The organism is Nocardioides sp. SR21 (assembly GCF_022761125.1).
GTDB lineage: Bacteria > Actinomycetota > Actinomycetes > Propionibacteriales > Nocardioidaceae > Nocardioides.
Window position 1 is genome coordinate 1 of record NZ_JAKWJR010000016.1, and the last position, 18,935, is coordinate 18,935.

17 protein-coding genes are annotated in these 18,935 nt (G+C 71.8%); 7 read left to right on the plus strand and 10 right to left on the minus strand.

The genetic code is table 11. The features are described from left to right. Positions 1-371 precede the first annotated feature (371 nt). From MJ604_RS22555 to MJ604_RS22575, 5 genes are read right to left on the minus strand one after another with little or no spacing between them, the layout of a single operon-like run. Positions 372-746, minus strand: a complete 375-nt coding sequence (locus MJ604_RS22555; RefSeq protein WP_243060971.1) for a DUF6281 family protein — start codon at positions 744-746, stop codon at positions 372-374. Between the two features lie 5 nt (positions 747-751). Beyond that, on the minus strand, positions 752-1,507 hold the full coding sequence (locus tag MJ604_RS24370) for a septum formation family protein (protein WP_243060972.1): 756 nt from the start codon (positions 1,505-1,507) through the stop codon (positions 752-754). Beyond that, on the minus strand, positions 1,504-2,280 hold the full coding sequence (locus MJ604_RS22565) for a septum formation family protein (RefSeq protein WP_243060973.1): 777 nt from the start codon (positions 2,278-2,280) through the stop codon (positions 1,504-1,506). Before MJ604_RS22565 ends, MJ604_RS24370 begins: the two co-directional genes overlap by 4 nt. Positions 2,281-2,328: 48 nt before the next feature. Continuing rightward, positions 2,329-2,814, minus strand: a complete 486-nt coding sequence (locus tag MJ604_RS22570) for a flavodoxin family protein (RefSeq protein ID WP_243060974.1) — start codon at positions 2,812-2,814, stop codon at positions 2,329-2,331. A gap of 4 nt (positions 2,815-2,818) precedes the next feature. Next, entirely contained in the window at positions 2,819-3,595 is a 777-nt protein-coding gene (locus MJ604_RS22575) for a sigma-70 family RNA polymerase sigma factor (protein WP_243060975.1), read from the minus strand. Positions 3,596-3,808: 213 nt separating this feature from the next. On the opposite strand from MJ604_RS22575, the gene leuA reads away from it, so the two are divergent. Further along, positions 3,809-5,524, plus strand: coding sequence for a 2-isopropylmalate synthase (leuA, locus tag MJ604_RS22580; protein WP_243060976.1), 1,716 nt, complete (start codon positions 3,809-3,811; stop codon positions 5,522-5,524). On the opposite strand, the gene MJ604_RS22585 is transcribed toward leuA, so the two are convergent. Next, entirely contained in the window at positions 5,499-8,276 is a 2,778-nt protein-coding gene (locus MJ604_RS22585; RefSeq protein ID WP_243060977.1) for an ATP-binding protein, read from the minus strand. The two genes, leuA and MJ604_RS22585, sit on opposite strands and share 26 nt — an antisense overlap. Positions 8,277-8,354: 78 nt before the next feature. Between MJ604_RS22585 and MJ604_RS22590 the strand changes: the two genes are divergently transcribed. The 6 genes from MJ604_RS22590 to MJ604_RS22615 all read left to right on the plus strand — a co-directional run bounded on the left by MJ604_RS22590 (position 8,355) and on the right by MJ604_RS22615 (position 15,732). Beyond that, positions 8,355-9,212, plus strand: a complete 858-nt coding sequence (locus MJ604_RS22590) for an alpha/beta fold hydrolase (protein WP_243060978.1) — start codon at positions 8,355-8,357, stop codon at positions 9,210-9,212. 20 nt (positions 9,213-9,232) lie between these two features. After that, entirely contained in the window at positions 9,233-9,958 is a 726-nt protein-coding gene (recO, locus tag MJ604_RS22595) for a DNA repair protein RecO (protein ID WP_243060979.1), read from the plus strand. Between the two features lie 70 nt (positions 9,959-10,028). After that, entirely contained in the window at positions 10,029-11,681 is a 1,653-nt protein-coding gene (locus tag MJ604_RS24375) for a cell wall metabolism sensor histidine kinase WalK (RefSeq protein WP_243060980.1), read from the plus strand. Positions 11,682-11,702: 21 nt separating this feature from the next. Beyond that, positions 11,703-12,467, plus strand: a complete 765-nt coding sequence (locus MJ604_RS22605; protein WP_243060981.1) for an isoprenyl transferase — start codon at positions 11,703-11,705, stop codon at positions 12,465-12,467. Between the two features lie 13 nt (positions 12,468-12,480). Further along, positions 12,481-14,109 carry a cell wall metabolism sensor histidine kinase WalK gene (locus tag MJ604_RS22610; RefSeq protein WP_243060982.1) on the plus strand — a complete coding sequence of 543 codons (1,629 nt, stop codon included), beginning with the start codon at positions 12,481-12,483 and terminating at the stop codon, positions 14,107-14,109. A gap of 54 nt (positions 14,110-14,163) precedes the next feature. Then, positions 14,164-15,732, plus strand: coding sequence for a cell wall metabolism sensor histidine kinase WalK (locus MJ604_RS22615; protein WP_243060983.1), 1,569 nt, complete (start codon positions 14,164-14,166; stop codon positions 15,730-15,732). Here the strand turns inward: MJ604_RS22615 and MJ604_RS22620 are convergent. The 4 genes from MJ604_RS22620 to MJ604_RS22635 are packed head-to-tail and all read right to left on the minus strand — an operon-like array spanning position 15,729 to position 18,877. Beyond that, a complete protein-coding gene (locus MJ604_RS22620) occupies positions 15,729-16,127 on the minus strand; it encodes a Fur family transcriptional regulator (RefSeq protein ID WP_243060984.1) in 399 nt (132 codons plus the stop codon). The genes MJ604_RS22615 and MJ604_RS22620 overlap by 4 nt on opposite strands. Next, the gene (locus MJ604_RS22625; protein ID WP_243060985.1) at positions 16,114-17,118 is read right to left on the minus strand and encodes a metal ABC transporter permease; all 1,005 of its coding nucleotides are present in this window, start codon (positions 17,116-17,118) and stop codon (positions 16,114-16,116) included. The genes MJ604_RS22620 and MJ604_RS22625 overlap by 14 nt, the downstream gene beginning before the upstream one ends. Then, positions 17,115-17,924: a metal ABC transporter ATP-binding protein gene (locus MJ604_RS22630; protein ID WP_243060986.1), complete on the minus strand. Its 810-nt coding sequence runs from the start codon at positions 17,922-17,924 to the stop codon at positions 17,115-17,117. The genes MJ604_RS22625 and MJ604_RS22630 overlap by 4 nt, the downstream gene beginning before the upstream one ends. Continuing rightward, a complete protein-coding gene (locus MJ604_RS22635; protein ID WP_243060987.1) occupies positions 17,921-18,877 on the minus strand; it encodes a metal ABC transporter substrate-binding protein in 957 nt (318 codons plus the stop codon). The genes MJ604_RS22630 and MJ604_RS22635 overlap by 4 nt, the downstream gene beginning before the upstream one ends. Between the last annotated feature and the right edge of the window lie 58 nt (positions 18,878-18,935).

The following is an 18,935-nucleotide window of genomic DNA, read 5'->3' on the forward strand; positions in this document are numbered from 1 at the left end:
GGAACCTCGCGCCGCTGTGTCGCCACCACCACCGGGTGAAGACCTTCACCGCCTGGACCTACCACCGCACCGGCCCCAGGGCCTTCACCTGGACCAGCCCGACCGGCTGCAGCTACCACGTACGAGCGGACCGACATATCCGCTGACCCCCACCCCGCCGACCACGGCCGGCGGGGCATTCGTCGTGTTCTTCCAACGGTGACCACAACGGTCGACCCGAGCGGACCCGCAAGCCGGCCCACCGCCGTCACCACCTTCCGGTGACCACAGACCGCGGTGACCCCGTAATCCGAAAATCAAGAAACCAGCACCACCCACGCACCCGCAGGCCGCCAAGCCTCCGCGATCTGCGCGGGCCGTCAGGCGTGAGGTCATTCCAGCGCTGCCAGGATCTGGTCACGCTCGTCGTCGGGGACCGACGAGGAGATGAAGACGACATAGCTGTGCTTGTCCTGGCGGACGCCGAGGACCTGGTCGGGGGAGTAGTCGGCGAACGTCCAGGTCGTCACGGTGGCGGGATCGTCCGGGAACACCGAGCCCTTGGCGTCGGCGCCGACGTCGTGGCACTCGGCCCGCTCGGCGGTGCCGTGCTCGGTCGCGGCTTGTTTGGTGACGCGGAACGACGTGTATACGACGTCATCGACACGGATCTGGCCCGCGCAGTCGGCAGTGCCCGACTCCTCCTGCCCGCAGCTGGTCACGGCGGTCACGGCGATGACGACGAGCAGGACGGCGAGCGCGCGCATGGCGGTCAGGCCGGAGCCCAGCACCGTCCGTAGCGCTGTCCGGCGTCCCACTGGTCGCGGGTGGGCCACTCGTAACCCCAGCGGTAGTCGAGGGCGTTGTCGGCCGCTTCGGCGCCCGCGGCCTCGCAGGGCTCCTGGCCGGCGTCGCGGACGGCGGCCTCGCCGGGGTAGTCGCGGGCGGAGAACGGGACGACGGAGATCGCGCGCCAGGCGTGGGGGCGCGAGCAGATGACGCGGCGGAAGTCGGGGCTGCCGGGCTCGGCGGTGCCGCACATCGCGTACCGCTCCAGGTCACCGATGGGCGCGGCGAGCGGCGCGAGCCGTCCGTCGGACGCGACCGCGACCACGTCGCAGCGGAACCACCGCGCGTCGGCGGCGCGCTCCTCGGGGGTGGGCGTGAACCAGATCGGCCGCAGCATCGTCAGGCGCAGGTCCTGGCCCCGGACGAAGCCGGACAGACGCTCGGGACACCGCGTCGCCGCGGCCTCCGCGGTCGGGGTGGGGACGTCGCCCACGAAGTACGTCGTCGACGTGTGCTCTGCCGAGCACCGCACCGGCTCGGCATCGCTGTGGTCAGCGAGCGCGGCGTCGTAGTCCAGGCGGTAGCAGGCGCCCTTCGCAGGAGGCGTCGGTGGAGGTACGACGACCGACGGCGTCGACGTGGGGGAGGACGCGGACGTCGGCGCGGACTCCGGCTCGCTCCCGCCGGAGCATCCGGCGAGCGCCAGGAGTGCCAGCAGGACAGCGAGGAGTCGGGTCACAGGTCCGTCTTCGCCCAGCAGACCGAGCGGCGGTTGCCCGCGTCCCACTCGGCCTCGTGGAACCACGTGTAGCCGTAGTCGTAGTCGACGGGGTAGTTCAGCCAGGCCCAGACCGACTCCGAGCAGAAGTCGCGGGTGGTGACCTCGACCAGCCGGTCGCCGGGGTACTTCTCATCCTGGTCGCCGATCGAGATCGTGGTGACCGCGCGCCACTCGTGCGCCTCGGTGCAGGGGACCTTCACCGACCCGGAGACCGTCGGCCCGTCGGCGCACACCATCCACTGGTCTCCGACGCGGCCGGTCAGCAGACCCTTCGCGGTCTGCGGGAGCTCGACGTACTCCTGGGTCTGCTCGCCGCCGCCGACGACGTCGCAGCGGTACCACCGCGCGCCGTCGTCCCACGACTTCTCGGACGGGCGGAACCACGCCCAGCTCACGATCGTGCGCATCACCAGGCTCTCGTCGGCACCGAGGAAGCTCATGAACGCCTTCGAGCAGGTCTTGTACGCCCAGGCGCCGAGGTCCGGGTCGTCGTAGTCGGTGTCGTCGAACGTCGCGGGCAGCTCGCCGATCGCGAACGTCTCGGCGGTGTGCGGCTCCGCGCAGTCGACCGCCTCGGTGTCGTCGCTCGGGTCGGCGACGTCCTCGGGCGTGAGCACCCGACAGGCTCCCAGCGTCGGCGGCTCCTCCGCCTCGCCGTCACCGGTCTTCTCACCGCATCCGACCAGCGCGAGTGCGAGCACGAGCGCGAGGACTCCCGCCTTGCGCAGCACCCTGCCTCCTCGTGCGATCCCCCAGATCCGGACCGCGCGATCGTACCTCTAGTCCGACAGCAGCGCGGCGAGCGTGCCGCCCAGGTCGTACGCCGCAGCGCGCTCCTCGGCGCCGACCTCGCCGACCACCTCCAGCACCTCGGCCGCCCGGGTCCACGGCAGCGCCCCGGCGATCGACAGCACCGAGCGGACCGCGCCCGTCGTGTCGTACCGACCGTGCACCCACAGCCCGAACGGCAGCCGGCCGCCGCCGGTGGTCGCCGACGACCCGTCCTCGGCGAGCGCTCCGCCGGCCTCCAGGAAGATCGTGTCGAAGAAGTGCTTGAGCGCGCCGCTCATGTAGCCGAAGTTGGCGGTCGTGCCGAGCAGGACGCCGTCGGCGCCGAGGACGTCCGCGGCGCCCGCTTCGAGCGCGGGCCGGACGACCACCTCGACTCCCTCGATCGCGTCGTCGTGGGCGCCGGCGACGACCGCGTCGGTCAAGGAGCGCACCGTCGCCGTGGGGGAGTGGTGGACGATCAGCAGCCGAGGCATGCGCTCAGGTTGCCACCAGCTCGTCGCGCAACGTGCCGAGGATCCGGTTCAGCAGCCGCGAGACCTGCATCTGGGTGACGCCGAGGTCCTGGCCGATCTCCTCCTGCGTGCGGTCCTCGAAGTAGCGCAGGTAGAGCACCAGCCGGTCCCGCTCCGACAGCCCGCGCACGACCGGAGCGAGCGCGACGCGGGCGTCGGCGGCCTCGCCGTCGCGGTCCTCGGAGATCAGCAGGTCCGCGACCGTCGACCCACCGACCGTCGACTGGTCGAGCGACGCGGGCTGGAAGCACCCGAAGGCCGACAGCGTCTCGCGGTACTCCTCGACCGGCACCCCGAGCGCGTCGGCGACGTCCGCGGCCGTGGGCTCGGTGCCCAGCTCGTGACCGAGCTCCTCGATCAGCTGACCGACCTGCCACTGCTGCTCCTGGATCCGCCGCGGCGGCCGCACCACCCAGCCGTGGTCGCGGAAGTAGCGCTGGAGCTCGCCACGGATGGTGGGGACCGCGTAGCTCAGCAGGTCCTTGCGCAGCGTCGGGTCGAAGCGGAGCACGGCCTTGGTGAGTCCCTCGTACGCGACCTGGTTGAGGTCGTCCTGGGCGAGGCCTCGGTTGCGGTAGCGCAGCGCGACCGCCTCGGCGACGCCGCGGTTCAGCAGCACGACCTGCTCGCGGAGGTCGGCGGCCTCCTCGGGGTCGTCGCAGTGCCACGCGGCCCGCAGCAGCCGAGCCGTGAGCTCGATGCGCTCGGACCGGGTGAGCGCTGCTTCGTCGTACGGATCCATCCCGAGATGACCTCCGTCGGGGCCCCTACCCGAGGCCGCGTCTCCCCAAACGGACACTCTCCTGCAGGAAGGAGATCGATCGGCTACGGTGGTCACATCATGATGCGCAGCCTCCTCCTTCGCTGCCGCAGCGAGGTCTGAGCCAGAGCCGGACCCCCTCGCTGCGGAGTGTGTGCGTGCGCCGGCCCTCAGGATCGATCCTCGGAGGACCCCATGACCAGCAATCCCCAGCAGTCGAGCGGCATGCCGTTCCAGCGCTACGTCCCGTTCGTCCCGATCAAGCTGGACGACCGCACCTGGCCCGACAAGACCATCGCCACGGCTCCGCGCTGGTGCGCGGTCGACCTGCGTGACGGCAACCAGGCGCTCATCGACCCGATGTCGCCGGCCCGCAAGAAGAAGATGTTCCAGCTCCTCGTCGACATGGGCTACAAGGAGATCGAGGTCGGCTTCCCGAGCGCCAGCCAGACCGACTTCGACTTCGTCCGGATGCTCATCGAGGAAGACCTCATCCCGGACGACGTCGTCATCCAGGTGCTGACCCAGGCCCGCGAGGAGCTGATCGAGCGCACCTACGAGTCGCTCCGCGGCGCCAAGCAGGCGATCGTCCACCTCTACAACTCGACCAGCACGCTGCAGCGACGCGTGGTGTTCGGGCTGGACATGGACGGCATCGAGGACATCGCGGTCCAGGGTGCGCACCTGTGCAAGAAGTTCGAGGAGCGGATCCCGGAGACGAACGTCTTCTACGAGTACTCCCCGGAGTCCTACACCGGCACCGAGCTCGAGTTCGCTGTCCGCGTCTGCAACTCCGTGCTCGAGGTGTTCCAGCCGACCGCCGACAAGCCGGTGATCATCAACCTGCCGGCGACCGTTGAGATGGCCACCCCGAACGTCTACGCCGACTCCATCGAGTGGATGAGCCGCAACCTCAACCACCGCGAGCACGTCGTCCTCTCGCTGCACCCCCACAACGACAGGGGTACGGCGGTCGCGGCCGCCGAGCTCGGCTACCTGGCCGGCGCCGACCGCATCGAGGGCTGCCTGTTCGGCAACGGCGAGCGCACCGGCAACGTCTGCCTGGTCACCCTCGGCCTGAACCTCTTCACGCAGGGCATCGACCCGGAGATCGACTTCTCCGACATCGACGAGATCCGGCGCACGGTCGAGTACTGCAACCAGCTGCCGGTCCACGAGCGCCACCCGTACGGCGGCGACCTCGTCTACACGGCGTTCTCCGGCTCCCACCAGGACGCCATCAAGAAGGGCTTCGAGGCGCTCGAGCGCGACGCGGCGGCCGCCGGCGTCCCGGTGGCGGAGCACGAGTGGGCGGTGCCGTACCTGCCGATCGACCCGCAGGACGTCGGCCGCAGCTACGAGGCGGTGATCCGCGTGAACAGCCAGTCCGGCAAGGGCGGCGTCGCCTACGTCCTCAAGGCCGAGCACAAGCTGGACCTGCCGCGGCGCGCGCAGATCGAGTTCAGCCGCGTCGTCCAGCAGCACACCGACGCCGAGGGCGGCGAGATCGTCCCGGACGCGATCTGGGCGATGTTCCGCGCCGAGTACCTCGACCGCGAGGCGCCGCTCAAGCTCAACTCCGTGCACACCTCGTCGGCGGCGGGGGAGAAGGACGCGCTCGACGTCAACGTGTACGTCGACGGCGAGATGCAGTCGCTGCACGGCGTCGGCAACGGTCCGATCGAGGCGTTCGTCAACGCGATCAACGAGCTGCCGCAGGGCTGGGACGTCCGGGTGCTCGACTACGCCGAGCACGCGCTGTCGGCCGGCGGTGACGCCGTCGCGGCGGCGTACGTCGAGTGCCTCGTCCGTGACCAGGTCTACTGGGGCGTCGGCATCGACGCGAACATCGTGACCGCCTCGCTCAAGGCAGTGATCAGCGCGGTCAACCGCGTGCCAGCGGCAACCTGACCGTGAACGTCGTGCCCTCCAGGTGGGCGGAGCGGACATCGATCCGCCCACCGTGGGCCGCGACGATCGCCGCCACGATGGACAGGCCGAGGCCGGTGCCCTGGATGGCGCGCTGCTGGGCGGTCGAGGAGCGGAAGAACCGCTGGAACAGCTCTGCCTGCTCCTCGAGCGGGATGCCGATGCCGGTGTCGCTGACCTCGAGCCACGCCTCGTTGTCGTGCGCGCTGACGCGGCACTCGACGCGACCGCCGTCCTCGGTGAACTTGATGGCGTTGCCGACCAGGTTCACCAGCACCCGCTCGAGCTGGCCGCGGTCGCCGAGGACCAGGACCGGCTCGGGGCTGCCGACGTAGCTGACCTCGAGGTCACGGTTGCGCTGCAGCGGGCGGACCGCGTCCTCGGTCGATCCGAGGATCTCGGACAGGTCGATGGCGCCGCGCTCGAAGCGCAGCGCACCGGAGTCGAGGCCGCTGAGGGTCAGCAGGTCGTCGCACAGCGCGATCAGGCGCTGGCCGTTGCGCTGGATGCTCTCCAGCAGCGGCATCTGCTCGGGGGACGGTACGACGACGTCGCCGTCCTCGAGGATCTCGGTGTACCCGACGATGCTGGTGACCGGGGTGCGCAGCTCGTGGCTCACGGTGGAGACGAAGTCGTTCTTCGCCTCGTCGAGGCGGCGCATCCGCTCGACGGCGAGCCGCTCCTTCTCGAGCGCGGACACCAGCATCTCCTGGCTCGCGCGTGCCTCGGTCACGTCGCGGCCGACACAGAAGTAGCCGACCCGCGCGGCGAACGCGTCCGCCGCGACGCTAAGTGTCATCGACACCGTGTGATGGCGGCCGTCCGCGCCGATCCAGGTCCAGTCGCGGGCGTTGCTCTCGCCGCCGGTCTCGAGCCCGGCGACCAGCTTCTCGAACTGCTCGGCGCGGGTGGCGCCCGGGCAGCGCTCCGTCACCTGGGCCGGGTCGAGCAGGTCGAGGAACGGCGTACCGATCTGGTCCTGCTGGTCGAGCCCGAGCAGGTTCGCCGCACCCGTGTTGAAGATCGTGATCGAGCCGTGCGGGTCGATGCCGATCATCGCGGTGCTGGCCGCGGCCTCGAGCATGTGCCGGTTCAGCCCGGCCGCGGTCCGCTCGGCGGTGAGATCGGTGCCGGTGAGGACGACGTGGGTCGGCCGGTCGTTCTCGTCGCGCACGTAGCTGGTGTTCCAGAGGACGCGGTAGCGCACGCCGGCCTTGGTCACGACGTCGGACTCACGACCGACCTGGGCGAAGGGGCCGGCCGGCAGACCGGCGGGGTAGCCGCTGGCGCCGGGCGGCGCGAACGGCAGGTCCCACACCTCGACGCCGACCAGCTCGGACTCGTCGAAGCCGGTGAGCGCGGTCGTGGCGCCGTTGACCCGGATGACCTCGCCGTACAGGTCGGTCACCATCACCAGCGCGGCGACGGTGTCGAGCGTGGCGCTGGTGAGCTTCTCGGCGGCCTCGACCTGGCGGCGCGCCTCGTACTCCGAGCTGGTGTCCTGCAGCTGCGCCGAGAACGTCGGCTCGGGCTCGGCGGTCAGCATCGAGACGGCGAGGTTCACCCGGGCGCCCCGCTTGTTCTGCAGCCCGCACTGGGACTTCCAGCCGTCCAGCCGGCCCTCGATGAGCCGCGACTGGATGAGGTCGAGCGGCTCGCGGGCGTCGACGTACTCGCCCAGCCCGCGACCGACGGGGGAGCCGGTGCCGCCGAGCAGCCCGGCCGCCGCGTCGTTGAGGTCGACGATCTCGAAGGCGGCGTCCTCGCCGCGGCGCAGCAGCAGCATGCCGACCAGCGACTCGGTGAAGTTGCGGCGGAACAGCAGCTCGCTGCGACCGAGCTGGTCGAGGGTGCGGTAGCGCTGGGCGACCACGATCGCCAGGGGGAGCGTGAGCAGGGCAGCGGAGAACACGTAGGCGTGCACGATGTTCGCGCTCGACACGACCCCGAGCCGGCCTCGGGCGTAGTCGGCTCCGAACGGTCCGTAGCCGTGGGCGCTCAGGTACGTCACGGCCAGGGCGAACCCGGTGAGCTCCCAGCTCACCGTGCGGAGGTCGAAGCGCAGCGCCGCCCAGACCAGGACCGGCATGGGGGCGAAGCTGAGCGAGAGGTTCTGCTCCGGGGCGAACACCACGATCGTCACGACGATGAGCGCCAGCACCTGGACCGGGATCTCCCAGCTGCGCACCGACGTCCGTCGCTTCGAGGCCATCGGCGTCATCGCCATCGGGACGATCGCCACGATCGCGGTCAGGTGCGAGGAGAAGAACGTGCGCCAGGTCTGCTCCCAGGCTCCGGTCGTGAGCACGAGGACGCCGACCCCGGCGATCGTCGCTGCGGCGCCGGCGCCGAGGGCGGCGGCGCCGACCAGCCGGCCGAACTCGCGCAGCGAGTCGAGCCGCGGCATCCGGCCGGTGCGCCGCACGAGGATCGAGCCGGCGATCAACGCCTCGGCGGCGTTCGCGACGCCGAACCACAGCGACAGGTCGATGTCCTGGCCGGCGGTCATGTTCGCGGCCGCGGTCACGATGAGCACCGCGACCCCGAGCAGCCAGTGCAGCCGGCGCGGCGCCAGCGCGACCAGGGCGACGGCGATGCCGGCCGCGGGCCACCAGGTGGCGATCTGCGACGCCTCCGGGCGGAAGAGGACGGCCCCGACACCGGCGGCGTAGGCCGCAGCGATCAGGACGACGGCCAGCGGCCAGCCCTGGAGGCCGCGGCCCGAGTACGACATGCGGGCCAGTGTGGGCCAGTTCACCCCCGGAGGGCGAGCCACCACGCCAGACGTCCGGGCCGCCGTAGGGTGGTCGGCATGCTGGTGTCGGAGCGGATCGGACAGTTCTTCTTCGAGACCGACACGGGCCGCGACCGGCTCGAGTTCACCGAGTACGGCGCTGGTGACGCGTGGGTCGTGCTGGTCCCCGGCGAGCTGATGCCCCGCCGCGTGCAGCAACCGCTGGCGCGCGCGTTGGCCGGCGCCGGCCTGCACGTGCTCAGCCTCGATCTCCTGGGTCACGGACGTTCTGATCGGCCAGAAGACCCTCAGGCTTACTCAGTCACGGCATTTGCCGAGCAGGTGGTCGCGCTGCTCGACCACGTCGGGGCCGCCCAGGCGGTCGTCGGCGGCACCTCGCTGGGCGCCAACGTGGCGCTCGAGACGGCCGCGATCGCGCCCGAGCGGGTCCGCGGGCTGATCCTCGAGGCGCCGATCCTCGACAACGGCGTGGAGGCCGGCGTGGTGGCCTTCGGGCCGCTGCTGCTCGCCGCCCGCTTCCTCCCGCTGACCGTCACGGCGGTACGCCGCCTGACCAGACCGGTCCCGCGCGGCATCGTGCCGTTCTGGGCCGGGGTCGGCCTCGACGCCCTCGACCAGCGGCCGGCGTCGGTCGCGGCGCTGCTGCACGGGCTGTTCTTCGGCCGGGCCGCGCCGTCGGCGCGCGAGCGCCGTCGGATCACGGTCCCGGCGCTGGTGGTCGGGCACCCGTTCGACCCCCTGCACTCGATGGCCGACGCCGTGATGGTGGCCGACGAGCTGCCGAAGGCGACGCTGGTGCGAGCCCGGTCGGTGCTCGAGTGGCGGTTCTCCCCGGACCGGCTGGACCGGGCGGCGGTCGACCTCGCGACGCGCTGCTGGAAGACGCCCCGGCGCGGGCGCCGCACCGGCGCCTGACCCCGAGGCACAATTGGCCAGTGCTCTACCGTGACGAGGCGATCGTGCTGCGCACCCACAAGCTGGGTGAGGCCGACCGCATCATCACGCTGCTGACCCGCAACCACGGCAGGGTCCGCGCGGTCGCGAAGGGCGTCCGCCGGACGACCTCGCGGTTCGGCTCGCGGCTCGAGCCGTTCACCCACGTCGACCTCCAGCTCGCCGAGGGCCGCAACCTCGACACGGTGACGCAGGCGGAGACGCTCACGCCGTACTCCAAGGGCCTCGGCCTCGACTACGACCGCTACACCGCCGGCACGGTGATGCTCGAGACCGCCGACCGGCTGGTCGCGGAGGAGCGGCAGCCGTCGGTGCAGCAGTTCCTGCTGCTGGTCGGAGGGCTGCGGGCGATGGTGGCGGGGGAGCACGGGTCCGGCCAGGTGCTCGACTCGTACCTGCTGCGCTCGCTGTCGGTCGCCGGCTACGCGCCGTCCTTCGACGGCTGCTCGCGCTGCGGCACGGTCGGGCCGCACCGGTGGTTCAACCCGTCGATGGGTGGCGTGCTGTGCGCGACCTGCCGGGTGCCCGGGTCCGCGAGCCCGGCGGCGGAGACCCTCACCCTGCTCGGCGCCCTGCTCGCGGGTGACTGGGCGGTCGTCGACGCCGCGGAGCCGCGGCACCTGCGCGAGGCGAGCACGCTCGTGGCGGCGTACCTCGCCTGGCACCTCGAGCGCGGCCTCAAGTCGCTGGAGTACGTCGAGCGCTGATTGCGAGCCCGGCCTCAGGTCACCCCTTCGGGTGCCGATCCTGTCCTCGACAGGAGATGTAGGAGGACCGGTGTCCGACTGGACTCGACGCAGCAGGTGGCTGGTGACCCAGCTCGTCTGGAACCGTGGCGAGCCCGATCCACGCGTCCTCCAGTCGACGTTCACGCTGCTCCTCGTCGCCGGCCTCGTGGTCCGCTGGATCGGTGAGGGCCCGGTCGGCCTGGTCTCCTGGCCGGTCGCCGGCGTCCTGATCTCGCTCGTCGGCGGGATCGCCGTCCTGTGGGTGCCCGCGCGGCACCTGCCGCTGATGTCGCGGTCGCTGGCGGTGATCCACATCGCCGGGGTCGGAATGCTGGTCGAGGGCTCCGCGCTCGGCATCGCCGCGCCCCTGGTGATGCTGCCGTCGATCTGGCTCGGTCTCGACCTCGGGATGCGTGGCGCCGCGATCGCCGTCGGTGCGGTCACGGCGTTCGTCGCGGTCCCGACCCTGATCACCGTGGGGACCGACCTGCTGACGGTGGAGCGGCTGCTGCTCCTCGTGGGCCTGGCGGGCTTCGGCGCGTTCTCCACGAGCGCCGCCCTGACCAAGGCCCAGACCGCGCAGGCGCAGGCCGAGGCGCGCGAGGAGGAGCTGGCGCAGGCGGTCCAGGTGATCGAGCGCAACCGGCGCTCGGCGCACGCGATCTTCGAGACGGTCGACATCGGCCTCGCGCTGCTCGACACCGACGGGGAGCCGCGCCTGATCAACCAGCCGCTGCTGGACTTCTCCGCGATCGCCTACCCCGACGGGGACCTCGAGCGTGCCTGGATCTTCGACGAGTCCGGCCGCAACCGGCTGTCGATCGAGGACGTCCCGACCTCGCGCGCCCGGCGCGGTGAGCAGTTCGACGACGCCCGCGTGTGGATCGGCGAGGACGAGCGTACCCGGCGCGCGATGTCGGTCTCCTCGCGGCGGGTGGAGGACTCCGACGGGAACTGGCTCGGCGCCGCCGTCTCCTACACCGACGTCACCGACTTCATGAACGCCCTGCAGGTCAAGGACGACTTCGTCGCGCTGGTCTCGCACGAGCTGCGCACCCCGCTCACCTCGATCATCGGCTACGTGTCGATGGACCTCGAGATGGACGAGCTCCCCCCGATGCTGCGCAAGCACCTCGAGATCGTGTTCCGCAACGCCCAGCGCCTCGAGCGGCTGGTCGAGGGCCTCCTCGAGGAGGTCGAGTACTCGGGGCGCCCGATGCCGCTGCAGAAGCAGGGCACCGACCTCGCGGCGATCGTCCGCGACTGCGTCGACGCCGCGCGCACCCACGCCCAGGATGCGGGGGTGACCCTCGATGCCGACGTGCCGGACACCCTCGCCTTCACCGGCGACCCCCAGCGGCTCGCCCAGCTCGTCGACAACCTGGTGTCCAATGCGCTCAAGTACAACGAGCCCGGCGGCACCGCCCGCGTGGTCGCGGGGGTCGAGGCGGGCTCCGTCGTGATCCGGGTCAGTGACACCGGGATCGGGATCGCGGCCGAGGACCATCCACACCTGTTCACGCGGTTCTTCCGCACCTACGAGGCGAACCGGCGCGCGATCCAGGGTGCCGGGCTGGGCCTGTCGGTGAGCAAGTCGATCGTCGACGGGCACGAGGGCCGCATCGAGGTCGAGAGCGCGCCCGGTTGCGGCAGTGAGTTCCGTGTCGTGTTCCCCCTGCACGTCGCCAGCCTCGCCTCCTGAAGCGGTCGTAGGCTCCTGCCCGTGAAGCGCAGCGTCCGCCAGCCGACCCCGCACCCGTCCGGCGCCCGCCCGCCGGCGATCCCGAAGGAGCTGGTTCCCCGGCACGTCGCGATCGTCATGGACGGCAACGGGCGCTGGGCCAAGGAGCGCGGGCTGCCCCGCACCAAGGGCCACGAGCAGGGCGAGCACTCGCTGTTCGACGTCGTCGAGGGCGCCATCGAGATCGGCGTGAAGGCGGTGTCGGCGTACGCCTTCTCGACCGAGAACTGGTCGCGCTCCCCGGACGAGGTGAAGTTCCTGATGGGCTTCAACCGCGACGTGATCCGGCGCCGTCGCGACGAGATGCACGAGCTCGGCGTCCGCGTGCGGTGGGCGGGCCGGGCGCCGCGGCTGTGGAAGTCGGTGATCAGGGAGCTGCAGGTCGCCGAGGAGCTCACCCGCAAGAACGACGTGCTCACGCTGACGATGTGCGTGAACTACGGTGGCCGCGCCGAGCTCGCCGACACTGCGCGCAGCATCGCGCGCGAGGTCGCCGCCGGGCGGCTCGACCCGGAGAAGATCGACGAGAAGACGTTCGCCAAGCACCTCTACGTCCCCGAGCAGTCGAACGCCGACCTCGTGTGGCGTACGTCGGGGGAGCAGCGGCTCTCGAACTTCATGCTGTGGCAAGCCGCGTACTCCGAGCTCGTCTTTACCGACATACTGTGGCCGGATGTCGACCGGCGACACCTGTGGCGGGCGATCGAGATCTTCGCCAGCCGCGACCGGCGCTACGGCGGAGCCTGAGAGGAGAGCACCCATGGGCCACCTCGGGCGACGGGTGCAGGTCCTGCGGGAGCGGCTGCTGTTCACCGACGAGCCGGACACCGGGATCCTGCAGGGGATCTTCGCGCTGCTGTTCATGCTGGACCTGACGCTGCGCACCGTGGGCGGCTCGCCCGTCGACGCGGGCTCGTGGCCGGCGGCGGGCCTGGGGCTGGTGCTGCTCACGTGCGTCGCGGCCGTGGCCGTGCCCTGGCACCGGCTGCCGTCCTGGGCGGTCGGGATCCTGCCCGTGCTCGACCTCGCCGCGCTCGGCTTCTCGCGGATGTCGCACGACGGTGGCGGTGCCGGCATCCTCGCGGTCGTGCCCGCGCTGTGGCTGGGCCGGCAGTTCGGGCTCCGTGGCGCGGGCGTCGCCGTCCTCGGCACGGCCGCGCTGATCGCCGTACCCAACATCGCCTACCAGGGCCTCACCGGCGTGGGCGCCTCGCGCGCGCTGCTCATCGCGGTCGTCGCCGGCTGGTCGGCGCTGGTGATCGCGTACGCCCTGGACCGGCTCCGCGCCAGCCGCGACGCCGCGGAGGCCGCGCTCGCGACCCTGGAGGCGGAGCGGCGCTTCTCCGACGCGATCCTGGACACCGCCGACGTCGGCCTGGTCCTGCTCGCCGCCGACGGCACCTATCGCGGCGTCAACCGCCGGCACGAGGGCTTCATGCGGCTCGCGTTCCCCGACGGCCACCTCGGCCGCGCGGGCCAGACCGGCGAGGTGTACGACGCCAACGGCACCGCGCTGCTCGGTCGCGAGCAGATGCCGACGTACCGCGCCAGCCAGGGCGAGGAGTACGACGACGTGCGGATGTGGGTCGGCGGCGACCCGCTGACCCGGCGCGCGCTGTCGGTCTCGGCCCGCCGCGTGGCGTCGCCCGACGGGGAGTTCGCGGGGGCGGCGCTGGCGTACACCGACGTCACCGACTTCATGCGGCTCCTGCGGGTCAAGGACGAGTTCGTCGCCTCGGTGTCACACGAGCTGCGCACCCCGCTGACGTCGATCGTCGGGTACGTGAACATCCTGCTCGAGCGTGACGACCTGCCACCGGACGTCGTGTCCCAGCTCGAGGTCGTCGCGCGTAACACCGACCGGCTCAACCGGCTGGTGGCCGACCTGCTGCACACCGCGCGGGCGGCTGCCGGGCCGATGCACGTGGTGCGGACGCCCACCGACCTGGCCACCGTGGTGCGCGACTCGGTCGAGGCGGCGGGACCGGCCGCGGCCCGCGCCGGCGTCGCCGTCCAGGTCGCGGTGCCCAAGACGATGACGGTGATGGTCGACCAGCAGCGGATGGCCCAGGTCGTCGACAACCTGGTGTCGAACGCCGTGAAGTACTCGCTCCCGGGCGGGCTGGTGCAGGTCTCGCTCGGCCTCGACGCCGACCGCGTCGAGCTGTGCGTGATCGACAGCGGCATCGGGATCTCGTCGGCCGACCGGGACCGGCTCTTCAACCGGTTCTTCCGCTCCCGCCAGGCCGAGGAGCGCTCGATCCAGGGCGTGGGTCTCGGCCTCAGCATCACCAAGTCGATCGTCGAGAGCCACGGCGGCCGGATCGAGGTCGAGAGCGAGCTCGGCCAGGGCAGCGTGTTCCGGGTGCGGCTGCCTGCGGGGACCTAGAAGTCTCAGGCATCGCGCTCGCCGGCCGAAGAGTGTGAGGTGGGACCGGCGAGCATGGACACGCTCAGCAGCGCCAGGGAGCGCTGGCTGTCGACGTCGATGACCGATGCCCGGATCTTCCAGCTCGGCTTCACCGCGCTCTACCTCCTCGACCTCGGCCTGCGGTTCGCCTTCGGCGCGCGGTGGCCGTGGCTCTCCTGGCCGATGGCCTCCCTGCTGCTCATCGCGGTCCTCGCGGCCGTCACGCCGTTCCTACGCCCCGACCGCTCGGTCCACGCGCCGGTCGGCCTGGCCGTGCTCGACCTGGCGGCGGTCGGCATGGCGCGGCTCGACCCGGACCCCAGCAGCGGGCTGCTCATCGTCATGCCGGCGCTGTGGCTGGGCCGCGTCGCGGGCCGGCGGGGAGTGCTGATCAGCGTCGGCGCGGTCGTGCTGCTCGTGTCGATCCCGTCGATGCTCTACTCCGGGCTCGAGCCGGTCGAGACGGCCCGGGCGGTCCTCTACCCGGTCGTCGCGGGGGCCGCGGCCCTGGTGATGGCGGAGAGCATGGAGTGGATCGCCCACCAGCGCCGCGTGTCCGAAGCCATCTTCGACACCGTCGACGTCGGCCTGCTGCTCCTCGACGCCCGGGGCGGGTACGCCGGGATGAACCGCCGGCACCAGGAGCTCATGGAGGTCGGCTTCCCCGACGGGCACGCCGGGCGCGCCGGCCAGGTCGGTGAGGCGTACGACGCCGACGGCCGGACCCGGCTCGCGCCCGAGCAGTCGCCGAGCCACCGTGCCTCGCAGGGGGAGGAGTTCGACGACCTGCGGATCTGGATCGGCCGTGACGCGGAGGCGCGTCGGGCCCTGTCCGTCTCCGCCCGGGCGGTCCGCACCGAGAGCGGTGCGTGCGCGGGAGCGGCCCTCAGCTACACCGACATCACCGACCTGATGCGGGCGCTGCAGGTGAAGAACGAGTTCATTGCCCTGGTCTCCCACGAGCTGCGGACCCCGCTCACCTCGATCGTCGGCTACGCCCAGCTGCTCGAGGACGACCCCGGGCTGTCGGGCACCGCCCGGAAGCAGCTCGCGGCGATCGAGCGCAACGCCGAGCGCCTGCGCCGGCTCGTGGGTGACCTCCTCGACGTCGCCCAGCACGATGCGGGAGCGGTCGGGTTCGACCGGGACCGGATCGACCTGGTCGAGATCGTCCGCGACGCCGTCGACGCCAGGACCAGCGTGGCCGAGGGATCGGGCGTGGTGATCAGCCTGGCCGTCGCGGAGCGGGTGGTGATCGTCGGGGACGGCCAGCGGATCGCGCAGGTCGTCGACAACCTGGTGTCGAACGCCGTGAAGTACACCCTGTCCGGCGGCGCGGTCCAGGTGCGGCTGGCGGCTGAGGGCGGCCACGCGGTGCTCGAGGTCTCCGACACCGGCCTGGGGATCGACCCGGGCGACGTCGAGCACCTCTTCGACCGGTTCTTCCGGAGCCGGGAGGCCGAGAGCCGGGCGATCGCCGGTGCCGGGCTGGGCCTGTCCATCGCCAAGGACATCGTGGAGGGCCACGGCGGCCGGATCGAGGTCGAGAGCGAGCCCGGCCGGGGCAGCGTGTTCCGGGTGCGGCTGCCGGTGGGGACCTAGGAGCAGCCGCGGCAGGTGCCGAAGATCTCCAGGGTGTGGCTGACGTCGTCGTACCCGTGCTCGGCGGCGATCGCCCGCGTCCACCGCTCGACCGCCGGCCCCTCCACCTCCACGGTCGCGCCACAGCTGCGGCAGACCAGGTGGTGGTGGTGGGAGTCCGAGCAGCGGCGGTAGATCGCCTCGCCGTCCTCGGTCCGCAGCAGGTCGACCTCGCCGGCGTCCGCCAGCCGCTGCAGCGTCCGGTAGACCGTGGCCAGGCCGACGGTCTCGCCGCGCTGCCCGAGCAGGTCGTGGATCTCCTGTGCCGAGCGGAAGTCCGCGAACGACTCGAGCGCCTCGGCCACGGCCCTGCGCTGGCGCGTCGGGCGCATGCCCTGGGGATCAGTGCTCGTCATAGTGCTTCCCGTGTGGCGCGTGCCGGTGTCCGTCGTGCACGTAGTCGACATGGTCGCCGTGCGGCACCGCCACGTGGCCGCAGTCCTCCCCGTGCTGGTGCGGGTGCGGGTCGGTCTCCTGGTGCGCCACGGCAGGTACGACGGGGAACGGCTGCCGCAGGCGCTGCCGGCGCCGTGCCCAGATGCCGGCCGGCCAGGCCAGCACGAAGCCCGCGAGCGCGAGCAGCACGATCGTCGGTCCCGGGGACACCCGGGTATCGGGAGGGAAGGACGCCGCCAGCAGCAGGCCGCCGACGGAGGCGGCGGTGCCGAGGACCATCGCTGCCACGAGCGTGGTGCGGAACGACCGGCTCAGCTGCTGCGAGGTCGCGACCGGGACCACCATGAGCGCCGAGACCAGCAGCAGCCCGACCGTGCGCATCGCGACGGTGACGGTGACGGCCGCGAGCACCGCGACGAGGAGGTTGTAGGCGCGGATGTTGAGGCCGGCGACCCGGGCGAACTCCTGGTCCTGGGCGACCGCGAACAGCTGTGGCGCGAGCCCGACGCAGACCAGGATCACCACGGCCGCCAAGGCCATCGTGACGATCAGGTCGGTCCTCGAGATCGTGGTGATCGCGCCGAAGAGGAACTGGTTGAGTCGGGAGCCGCTCTCGTTGTCGAGACCGGTGATCAGCACGCCGCCCGCGAGACCGCCGTAGAAGAGCAGGGCGAGCGCGACGTCGCCGTTCGCGTGGCCGCGCTCGCGGATCACCTCGATCGCGATCGCCCCGGCGATCGCCACGATCACCGCGGTCCAGGTGGGGGAGGTGCCGGTGAGCAGCCCGATCGCGACACCGGTCACCGCGACGTGCCCGATGCCGTCGCCCATCAGCGCCATCCGGCGCTGCACGAGGTACGTCCCGATCGCCGGTGCGGCCAGGCCCGTGAAGACGGCAGCCAGCAGCGCGCGCTGCATGAACTGCATGTTGACGAGCTCCCAGTAGCTCATCTGTCCGTCCCCTCGATCAGGGAGGACACGTGCGGGGCGTGGTCGTGGTGGCCCGGCTCGTGGTGGTGATGGTGGTGGTGGCCGTCGAGGTGGGCGGTCGCGACCTGCTCACTCGCGAGCGGGGAGCCGTCGTACGCGATCCGGCCGTCGCGCATCACCACGGCGCGGTCGATCAGCGGGGCCATCGGGCCGAGCTCGTGGGCGACCAGGACGATCGTGGCGCCGCGCTCGGACATCGTGCGCAGGGTGTCGGCGAGCACCTGCTGGTTCGGCAGGTCGACCCCGGCCGTCGGCTCGTCGAGGAAGAACAGGTCCGGCTCACCGGCCAGCGCACGGGCGATCAGCACGCGCTGCTGCTGGCCGCCGGACAGCGACGACACGCTCTCCCGGGACCGGTGGGAGAGCCCGACCACGTCGAGCGCGTCCGCGATCGCGGCGCGGTCGGCGCGCCCGAGCGGTCGGAGCAGCTTGCGCCGGGTCAGCCGACCGGACGCCACGATCTCCCACACCGAGGCGGGTACGCCCGAGGTCGCACCGCCGCGCTGCGGCACGAACCCCACCCGCTGCCAGTCGTGGAACGACCCGAACGGCGTGCCGAACAGGCTCAGCGACCCGGTCGCCAGCGGCCAGAGCCCGGTCAGCGCCCGCACGAGCGTCGACTTGCCGGAGCCGTTCGCGCCCATCAACGCGACGAACTCACCGGAGTGGACGGTCAGGTCGATGTGCCGCAGGATCGGGCGGCCGGCGATCGCGACAGCGCCGTTGCTCAGCTCGACCACGGGGGGCTCGATGGCCGGACTGCTCAACAGCCGTTCGCCTCCTCGAGGGCGGACAGGTTCTTCTCCATCAGGGAAAGGTAGTCCTCGTCGGCCGTCTGGTCGGTGAGGCCCTCGACCGGGTCGAGCACGTCGACCTCCGCGCCGGTGTCGTCCGCGAGCTGCTCGGCGATCGCGGGGCTGACCAGCGACTCGTAGAACACGGTCGTCACGCCCTCATCCTCGATGACCTCATGGAGGTGCGCCAGGCCGGCCGGGGTCGGCTCGGCGTCGGGGGAGAGGCCCGCGATCGGCTCGAACTCGAGGCCGTAGCGGCCGAGGTAGCCGAACGCGTCGTGCGCCACGACGACCGTGTGCCGCTCGCAGTCGGCCAGGCCGTCGGCGTACGCCGCGTCGAGCGTCTCGAGGTCGCTGCGCAGGTCGGCGGCGTTCGCCTCGAAGTCGTCGGCGTGGTCGGGGTCGATCTCGGCGAGCCGCTCGGCGAGCTCGTCGCCGAGGTCGGCCATCAGCAGCGGGTCCTGCCAGAAGTGCGGGTCGGTGTCGCCGTGGTCGTGCTCCTCCTCGGCCTCCTCCTCGGCGTGCTCGTCGTCCCCGTGCGCGTGGTCGTGGTCGCCCTCGCTGGCCGGGCGCAGCTCGACCGCCTCGGACACGTCGAACGCCTCGCCGGTGGCCACGGTGTCGACGGCGTCGTCGACCGACGGCTGGAAGCCGTGGAGGTAGACCACCAGGTCGGCCTCGGCGACCGCGGCGGTCTCCTGCACGGTGAGCTCGAGGTCGTGCGGCTCGCCACCGGGGGCGGTGAGGTTCTCGACCTCCGCGTGGTCCCCAGCGACCCGCTCGGCGACGTACTGCAAGGGGTAGAACGCCGTCGCGACCTCGACCCCGTCGGCGGAGGAGGCGGAGTCGCCGAACGCCGAGCAACCGCTCAGCGTCGCGCTCAGGGAGAAGGCGACCCCGAGGGCCGCGACAGCGTAGATCTTCATGAGAACGATTCTCAGGTCAGTTGAGAACGATTGTCAATTCGGTTGGCGTCGAGACGAG

Excerpts from the sequence above, each read along its gene's own strand:
- MJ604_RS22555 (WP_243060971.1), bottom strand. The coding sequence starts at position 746 with ATGCGCGCGCTCGCCGTCCTGCTCGTCGTCATCGCCGTGACCGCCGTG.
- MJ604_RS22570 (WP_243060974.1), bottom strand. The coding sequence starts at position 2,814 with ATGCCTCGGCTGCTGATCGTCCACCACTCCCCCACGGCGACGGTGCGC.
- MJ604_RS22575 (WP_243060975.1), bottom strand. The coding sequence starts at position 3,595 with ATGGATCCGTACGACGAAGCAGCGCTCACCCGGTCCGAGCGCATCGAG.
- leuA (WP_243060976.1), top strand. The coding sequence starts at position 3,809 with ATGACCAGCAATCCCCAGCAGTCGAGCGGCATGCCGTTCCAGCGCTAC.
- MJ604_RS22585 (WP_243060977.1), bottom strand. The coding sequence starts at position 8,276 with ATGTCGTACTCGGGCCGCGGCCTCCAGGGCTGGCCGCTGGCCGTCGTC.
- MJ604_RS22590 (WP_243060978.1), top strand. The coding sequence starts at position 8,355 with ATGCTGGTGTCGGAGCGGATCGGACAGTTCTTCTTCGAGACCGACACG.
- MJ604_RS22610 (WP_243060982.1), top strand. The coding sequence starts at position 12,481 with ATGGGCCACCTCGGGCGACGGGTGCAGGTCCTGCGGGAGCGGCTGCTG.
- MJ604_RS22615 (WP_243060983.1), top strand. The coding sequence starts at position 14,164 with ATGGACACGCTCAGCAGCGCCAGGGAGCGCTGGCTGTCGACGTCGATG.
- MJ604_RS22620 (WP_243060984.1), bottom strand. The coding sequence starts at position 16,127 with ATGACGAGCACTGATCCCCAGGGCATGCGCCCGACGCGCCAGCGCAGG.
- MJ604_RS22625 (WP_243060985.1), bottom strand. The coding sequence starts at position 17,118 with ATGAGCTACTGGGAGCTCGTCAACATGCAGTTCATGCAGCGCGCGCTG.
- MJ604_RS22635 (WP_243060987.1), bottom strand. The coding sequence starts at position 18,877 with ATGAAGATCTACGCTGTCGCGGCCCTCGGGGTCGCCTTCTCCCTGAGC.